Source organism: Microcoleus sp. Pol12B3 (assembly GCF_036701355.1).
Taxonomy (GTDB): Bacteria; Cyanobacteriota; Cyanobacteriia; order Cyanobacteriales; family Microcoleaceae; genus Microcoleus.
The window spans coordinates 1-3,603 of record NZ_JAUBQS010000138.1 but is presented as its reverse complement, the minus strand read 5'-3'; the positions used below and the strand labels follow the sequence as shown (position 1 = coordinate 3,603).

At 48.3% G+C, this 3,603-nt stretch carries 3 protein-coding genes and 1 riboswitch; all 3 genes read right to left on the bottom strand.

Annotation, left to right across the window (positions count from 1 at the left end; translation table 11 throughout):
- Nucleotides 1–256: 256 nt before the first annotated feature.
- The 3 genes from QUA53_RS28685 to cobG all read right to left on the bottom strand — a co-directional run bounded on the left by QUA53_RS28685 (nt 257) and on the right by cobG (nt 3,265).
- Complete coding sequence (locus QUA53_RS28685) at nt 257–967, bottom strand: precorrin-2 C(20)-methyltransferase (RefSeq protein ID WP_333101241.1); 711 nt, start codon at nt 965–967, stop codon at nt 257–259.
- Complete coding sequence (locus QUA53_RS28680) at nt 964–1,593, bottom strand: precorrin-8X methylmutase (RefSeq protein ID WP_333101243.1); 630 nt, start codon at nt 1,591–1,593, stop codon at nt 964–966. The genes QUA53_RS28685 and QUA53_RS28680 overlap by 4 nt, the downstream gene beginning before the upstream one ends.
- A 154-nt stretch (nt 1,594–1,747) precedes the next feature.
- Complete coding sequence (gene cobG, locus QUA53_RS28675; protein WP_333101245.1) at nt 1,748–3,265, bottom strand: precorrin-3B synthase; 1,518 nt, start codon at nt 3,263–3,265, stop codon at nt 1,748–1,750.
- Nucleotides 3,266–3,273: 8 nt separating this feature from the next.
- Nucleotides 3,274–3,353, bottom strand: a riboswitch (adenosylcobalamin-variant (AdoCbl-variant) riboswitch).
- Nucleotides 3,354–3,603 lie beyond the last annotated feature (250 nt).

Sequence of the window (3,603 nt, the reverse complement as noted above, 5' to 3'; positions counted from 1 at the left end):
TTTCGCGCTGCTGTAAGGTTGTTGTCATTTGTTTATGATTGCTTTATTTGGTTTTCAATGTTCGTGACGGCTTTGTGCTCCGCCATGTAAATAAACATAAAGCATATTCTAAGGTTTGTAAAGTATTTTAACAACAGATTAACTGATATAAGCTATAAGTCTACTTTATCAATATGAAGAAAACTGCATAAAGAGGTAAGAATGCACAAAAAAGTAGGTAAAGCCTGGAAGCGGCTCGCCTTCAGGCATGGAAATATTAAGATACAGACTTCTGCTGGCTAGGTATCATAATGAGAGCCCAATAGGGAACTTCAGCGGGCTCGACATCTGCGATCGCCCGAATTCGCTGATTCGGCATAGTTGCGCGTTCTATATACAGTGCTCGATCGAACTGTCCCAACTCAATCAGTACGTCCCGGACTTTCGCAAAATGCCGGCCCAGCTTAATAATCACAGCAGCATCAACAACCGCCAGTCGATCGCGCAAAACCTCAGCATCCAGGGTCGCAGGCATAATACTTAACACATCGTTACGATAAGTCAGCGGCACTCCCAACGCAGCCGCACTCGCCATTGTCGAAGAAATTCCCGGCACAACTTCAGTGGTAAATCTCGCCGACAAACGGTTGAATAGATACATAAACGAGCCGTAGAGAAAAGGTTCGCCCTCACATAACACGGCCACATCCTGTCCCTCGCTTAGATGGGCGGCAATTTTCTCGCCAGCAATATCATAATAAGGTTGAGATGATCGCGTCGGACTAAAAGGCAACGGCATCGGAATCTCAATTTGCTCCGGGCGCAGATAATCTGCGACGATCGCCCGTGCCAGCACCTTACCATTTTCCATCGCCGGATATGCAATCACCGGCACCGATTGCAAAATCCTATAAGCTTTCAAAGTAATCAACTCTGGATCGCCAGGGCCAATACCTAAACCGTACAATTTACCAGTAGCCTTAGTCATAATTCATCCTTTTTCGCTAACGCATTCACGGCCGCCGTTGCCATTGCACTGCCACCGCGTCGCCCGTGCAGCGTAATAAATGGCACTCCCCGACTGTTGGCGGCCAGTTCGGCTTTGGATTCGGAAGCCCCCACAAATCCTACCGGGAAACCCAGAATTAAAGCCGGTTTGGGTGCTCCGGCATCTAGCATTTCCAGCAGTCGGAACAAAGCAGTCGGGGCATTGCCGATAGCCACAACCGCACCCTGCAACTTGTCCAGCCATAAATCAAGCGCCGCGGCCGATCGAGTATTTCCCATTTGCCGCGCTAACTCAGGAATCTCGGAATGCCAGAGGGTGCAAATCACAGGATTATCAGCGGGAAGGCGTTTGCGAGTGATGCCTTCGGCCACCATCTGGGCATCGCACAGAATCGGCGCGCCTGCTGAGAGGGCTTGGCGTCCGCAGGTGGCTGCACCGGGGGAAGCTGCTAAATCTGTAACAATATCGGTCATGCCGCAACTGTGAATTAGTCGCACGGCTACCGATTCTAAATCGGGTGGCAAGCTTGACAAATCTGCTTCGGCTCGAATTGTGGCAAAGGATTTTGTGTAGATTTCTGTTCCGTCTCGAATGTAGTCAATCATTGTTTAAAACTGCTATGGGAAGTTTGTGGGATTTTTGAAATAGATTTTTTGAATGAACCGCGAAGATGGAAAGGACGCGAAGGAAGAAATATCCAGAGAGATAGAAAGAGAAATAATTAAAAATTGTCAGTTTTCATGGGATATTTTTTCACTTTCAATTCCAATTTTCGGTGCTGAACAAATCCTGCAATTGGTCAATCGCCTGCCGATCGACAAACTCACCAAATGACTCCACAGGCTCTCGAAACCGCTGATACACCCGCAACATTCGCTCGATCGCACCGGGCATCTCAGTGGCACTCACCGCCGGAAAAATTGGTTGCCCGAAGGGCAAATCTTTTCTTCCCGCATAAATGTCGTAACCTTCGATCGTCTCGTCTCCTCGCTCAATCTGAATTCCCACCAGCGTGATATCAATTGGCCGATGCTGGGCGCAGGACTTTTCGCAACCGCTGAAATGAATGTTAATCGGCAGGTCGATCGTCAATTTTTGCGCTAAATCCCTCGCCATTACTAGGGCGTGACTTTGAGTATCTGTAGCCGCCGACGCACAGCCGCTGCTGCCAGCACAAGCCACCAAGCACGAATCTAGGCGAGTCGCCGACGAGTGCAATCCTAAATCGGCGACTTGCTCTTTTACGTCAAAAAGCTGGGAGTTGGGGATATCAGAAATCAACAGATTTTGCCACGGCGTAAGTCTCAGGGTACCGCTGGCTAGCTTGTGGGCTAAATTTGCCAACTTCCGCAGTTGCTTTGATTCTAGCCTACCGAGAGGCAGTACAATTCCCATGTAGGAGAAACCGGACTGTCGCTGAGGATGAATGCCGAGATGTCGGTGATGGGGGAGGGATTTTTCAGATGAGGCATCTTGGCTGTTTTTGGGAAAGGTGCAAGATGTGAATTGCCATAAAAATGGTAAATTCTGCTGTACCCTTTCTAGATAACTTTCAGCGCCCCAATCTGCCAGTAGGTGACGCAAACGCGGTTTTTTGCCATCAATTCGAGGTCTATTTTTGGTGTATTCAAGATAGGTGCTAGCGAGGGCGGCTAATACTGAAATACATTGCGATTCTTGGATTAAAATTCCTCTATCGCCGTTTAAATGCAGCCGAAAAACGATTTCTGATTGAGTTGAACGACCGAATGCAGCTAATAAAATATCGTTGCGTAAAGCCTGGATCGAAACCGATTCCCCGCCGTCGAGGCCAATACTGAACTTAGGCGAAAGTTCCGACAATTCGGAATGCGTTTGCAGGTAATCATCCCAAGCTTTCACTAGCGGGCGAGTATCGAGTAACTGCTGGCTATCGATCCCTGCTGTCGGGCTTGCCATAATATTGCGAATCGGGTCAACTTCAACGCGGCGAGACGCTATCCCCAATTCCTGCAAGCGGTTCCAGACTTCCGGGGCAATTTCCGAGTTCACTTCTCTGATTTGCAAATTTGCCCGATTTGTCACTTGCAAACAGCCGGTACTGTATTGATCAGCCAAATCGGCGATCGTCCAACACTGCTGCGCGTTTAAAATTCCCCCCGGAATCCGCATTCTCGATAAAACTCCGTCTCGGGCTTGGGAACCGTAAAATAAACCCGGACAAGTCGGCAAATCAGTCAAAGCTAACAAATAATCTCCTCCCCGTGCTACGCAGGGAATCCAAAAGTAAACGCCCACAAAGCGCCCCCGAAATCGGCATTCTGACTTTTACAGTTGCGGCACAGCGCCGGAATTGCACCGGACTTTCCCGCTTTCAGGTTTTAGAAAGGTATCACGAGCTGACCTACAGAAAGCAAAACCCTCAACTTTCTTAACAAAACCCCTGGCGATCGCCCCTGTCTCTCCTTTCATCAGCTTTCCTAATCACACTCATCAGTTTAACTGTCGCTCAACCCCTTTACAAACCTTAACAACACCGTTAATAATATAAACATCATCCGAACATTGAAAACCAAATAAAGCAATCATAAACAAATGACAACAACCTTACAGCAGCGCGAAAGCGCCAACGTCTG